Raw genomic sequence first — 3,415 nt, 5'->3', positions numbered from 1 at the left:
GATATGGAGATAAGATAATAGAAATAGATTGAAATTTATAGAAATAGGTAGAAATTGATTGTGGAAAACAACAAATTTCCATAAATTTCTATTAGTTTCTATTAATTTCAATTTTTGTAACTATTCAGCACGAAGGGTACGGAGAGCACGAAGTGAAATTTGATGAATTATCGAATAGAGTCATTGGATGCGCTATAGCGGTGCATCGAACTCTTGGGCCAGGTTTGCTTGACACCGTGAAGAGTGATAATTCACAATTCACAATTGACAATTCACCATTCACCATTATTAAGGAAATTTAGGGAAGAAATTGTGAATTGTGAATGGTGAATGGTGAATAGTTACCAATTTTTTAATAATATCTCCCTATCTCTTTAATCTCCACATCTCCTTTTGTTACACCACCTGAACGCTTACCTTGTGGGACAGGCTAAGTTTTTTATCCCATAATTGCTTCAATCATTGCCTTTCCTTTATAAAGGGTTTCATTATACTCTTCTTCTGGTATAGAATCTGCGACTATTCCACCACCTACATGGAAGTAAGTTTTGTTGTTTTTGATAACAAAGGTGCGAATTGCAATATTTAAGTCCATACTTTGGGTGAAACTTAAGTATCCAATAGACCCTGTATAAATATGCCTTTTTGTTGGTTCTAATTCATCAATTATTTCCATTGCCCGAATTTTTGGAGCGCCGGTAATTGAACCGCCGGGAAAACATGCCTTTAATAAATCAAATCTATCCTTATCTGGTTTTAATTCACCAGAGATAATACCTACTGTATGAAATACTGTTGGATGCGTTTCTAATTTTATCAACTCATTAACTTTCACAGACCCAAATTTACATACTCGACCTAAATCATTTCGCAAAAGATCAACTATCATTATTAGTTCTGCTCTATCCTTCTGGCTTATTTTCAATTCATTTTTTAATTTCAAATCCTCTTTTTTGGTCTTTCCTCTGGGTCTTGTTCCTTTAATTGGTCTGGTGACAACATTTTTACCCTCTACCTGTAAAAATCGCTCTGGCGATGCACTGGCAATAATGACATCCTTTAAGTCTAAAAAGCAAGCAAATGGTGCCGGATTTGACCTCCTTAGCCGTTTATAGAGTTCAAACGCCGACATACAAAGATTAGCCGAGAGTCTTTGTGATAAATTAACCTGATAAATATCACCGGCACTAATATATTCCTTAGCCTTTCTCACTGCCTCTAAATATTCTTGATGAGTAAAATTAGAAACTATTTCCACATTTTGGGTTTTGGGTTTTGGGTTCTGGGGGCTGGATTTTGATAATTTATTCAGCGTTTCGTTTAGTCTGTTTTCAGCCTTTTTCTCTCTTAATCTTCCATTTTCAGGAAACCCGCTTGATGAAATATAAGCCTTTTGTTTCAAGTGGTCAAAGATGAAAATTAAATCATAAAAGCAGAAGATACAATCCGGTATCATCAGGTCATCAATTCCTTTTCCAGGAACATTTTCAATTAAATGCCGCATTTCATAACTGAAGTAACCAACTGCTCCCCCTATAAAAGAAGGAAAATTTGAGATCTGTTGTAGTGGATATTGATTAACAAGTTCCCTTAATACTTCAAATGGGTCATTTATAAAATTTTGGATATTGGATATTGGATTTTGGATTTGTTGAGTATCTATATTATTCCGAATTTCGTATTGAATCTGTTTACTTTTACTTTTAAAAACAAGGAATGGGTTAAAACCAATGAAGGAATATCTACCTAAACTATATTTATTCATTCCACTATCAAGGAAGAATGGGTAATTATGTTCTTTGAAGATACTGAAGAGTTTTAGCGGCTCAATTGTTGGGATTTCTTTAATTATTGGATAAGTCATTAAATTATTCCAGGATATAAACTTTTACATTCTTTTTTCCATATCTTATTGCTTCCTGATGGGTATTAAAACATAAATCTATTCGATTTCCTTTAATGGCACTGCCAGTATCTCCCGCAATACCATAGCCATATCCTTCAACATATAATTTAGTTCTCAAAGGGATAACCCCTGGGTCAACCGCAATGATACCATATCTTGCTTTTAATCCAATAGAGGTTACACACCCTGCCCATTTACCGCAGGATATTTTAGAATCAGAATAAGCTGTGGCAACCATATTTAATACTTTTTTTATACTTGCTTTTGCATTTAGAAGAGGAGGTGGCACATATCTTCTTGTTCCTTTAACTATAATGCAACTTACAGGTTTGTTCAAAATCTTTTCTTCGATAATTTTTTCTTTTATATTGACGCCATCAATAGAGGTTTTTTGAGTAATGATTTCTTTTAATCCTTGTTTTCCATATTGTTTCACAAGTGTTTTACCCAATAGAAGTTGAGAGGTGTATTGATATTGGGTAGGGTAGGGGATAGTTTTTTTCTCCTTTATTTCTTCTTTTGCCAGGCGATAAACACGAATAAACATCTTATTTCGTAATTTAGTCTCAATCCCCGGTCGAACAATATCATTTTTATCCAAACCAATGTTAGTAGAGTTTAATACATCCAGAACTGTATTTTTATTAGTTTTTAGTTGTAGAAAATTATTATCAACATAAATAGTTACATTGACAAAACTTTTTGCATAGCCAACAATAGCAAATGTGAAAATAATTAATATTAGCATCCATTTTCTTTTTAGATAAATCGTCATCATCTTCTCCTTGTTTTAATTCAAAGGTTGAGTAAGTCTACCATAAACTTTTTAAAATGTCAAGTAATTTTAAAGTGAAATTTACCCATATTTCTGGAATGCTATGAAATATAAAGGGATTGGATACCGCACAGAGGTAGAGTCGCGGAGAAAAAATGTAGACTTTCATTCAGGGCTATACATTAGAAGTGTAAACAAGGAGAAATGGGGAAAAGGGAGAATTGGAGAAATGGCTCAAACTTTTCCACCTGTGCGATTAGACTAATTCATTGCAGAGACGCAAAGGAAAAATAAATGTAAAATAGGAAATGAAAAATGGGAAATTTTACTACTTCGCAAGACTCATTACTTTTCACTTATACATTTTCATTTTACATTATTATTAGATATTTTGCAATGACCTGAATGCTTACAATAATTCTATCAGTTAACTCTTCTTTTCTCCACTTCTCCATCTTCTCCCTTTCTCCTTATTTTTATCCTACCTGAACCCTTACAAAATTTTAAAGGTAATAGTTTAACTATCGGTGTGAAATTAGATAGAAATTTTCGTAACCGTTCAGGCTATATATCAAAAGTGTAAGAAAGGGGATAAGGAGATAAGGAAGATATGGAGATAAGATAATAGAAATAGATTGAAATTTATAGAAATAGGTAGAAATTGATTGTGGAAAACAACAAATTTCCATAAATTTCTATTAGTTTCTATTAATTTCAATTTTTGTAACTATTCA

General features: G+C 32.8%; 4 protein-coding genes. 1 reads left to right on the top strand and 3 read right to left on the bottom strand.

Annotated elements, in window-relative coordinates:
- Positions 1 to 439 precede the first annotated feature (439 nt).
- Positions 440 to 1,864, bottom strand: a complete 1,425-nt coding sequence (gene pabB, locus AB1422_18100; protein ID MEW6621213.1) for an aminodeoxychorismate synthase component I — start codon at positions 1,862 to 1,864, stop codon at positions 440 to 442.
- 4 nt (positions 1,865 to 1,868) lie between these two features.
- Positions 1,869 to 2,684, bottom strand: a complete 816-nt coding sequence (locus AB1422_18095; GenBank protein MEW6621212.1) for a 3D domain-containing protein — start codon at positions 2,682 to 2,684, stop codon at positions 1,869 to 1,871.
- 100 nt (positions 2,685 to 2,784) lie between these two features.
- Between AB1422_18095 and AB1422_18090 the strand changes: the two genes are divergently transcribed.
- Positions 2,785 to 2,946, top strand: coding sequence for a hypothetical protein (locus tag AB1422_18090; protein ID MEW6621211.1), 162 nt, complete (start codon positions 2,785 to 2,787; stop codon positions 2,944 to 2,946).
- Between the two features lie 256 nt (positions 2,947 to 3,202).
- Here AB1422_18090 and AB1422_18085 read toward each other — a convergent pair whose 3' ends face one another.
- Positions 3,203 to 3,370: a hypothetical protein gene (locus tag AB1422_18085; protein ID MEW6621210.1), complete on the bottom strand. Its 168-nt coding sequence runs from the start codon at positions 3,368 to 3,370 to the stop codon at positions 3,203 to 3,205.
- Positions 3,371 to 3,415: the final 45 nt, after the last annotated feature.

It is taken from the genome of bacterium (genome assembly GCA_040757115.1).
In the GTDB taxonomy this organism is placed as follows: Bacteria; UBA9089; CG2-30-40-21; order CG2-30-40-21; family SBAY01; genus JBFLXS01.
Note: the sequence above shows the minus strand (reverse complement) of the source record. Positions and strands in the feature narration are given on the sequence as shown.

Excerpts from the sequence above, each read along its gene's own strand:
- pabB (MEW6621213.1), bottom strand. The coding sequence starts at position 1,864 with ATGACTTATCCAATAATTAAAGAAATCCCAACAATTGAGCCGCTAAAA.
- AB1422_18095 (MEW6621212.1), bottom strand. The coding sequence starts at position 2,684 with ATGATGACGATTTATCTAAAAAGAAAATGGATGCTAATATTAATTATT.
- AB1422_18090 (MEW6621211.1), top strand. The coding sequence starts at position 2,785 with ATGAAATATAAAGGGATTGGATACCGCACAGAGGTAGAGTCGCGGAGA.
- AB1422_18085 (MEW6621210.1), bottom strand. The coding sequence starts at position 3,370 with ATGGAAATTTGTTGTTTTCCACAATCAATTTCTACCTATTTCTATAAA.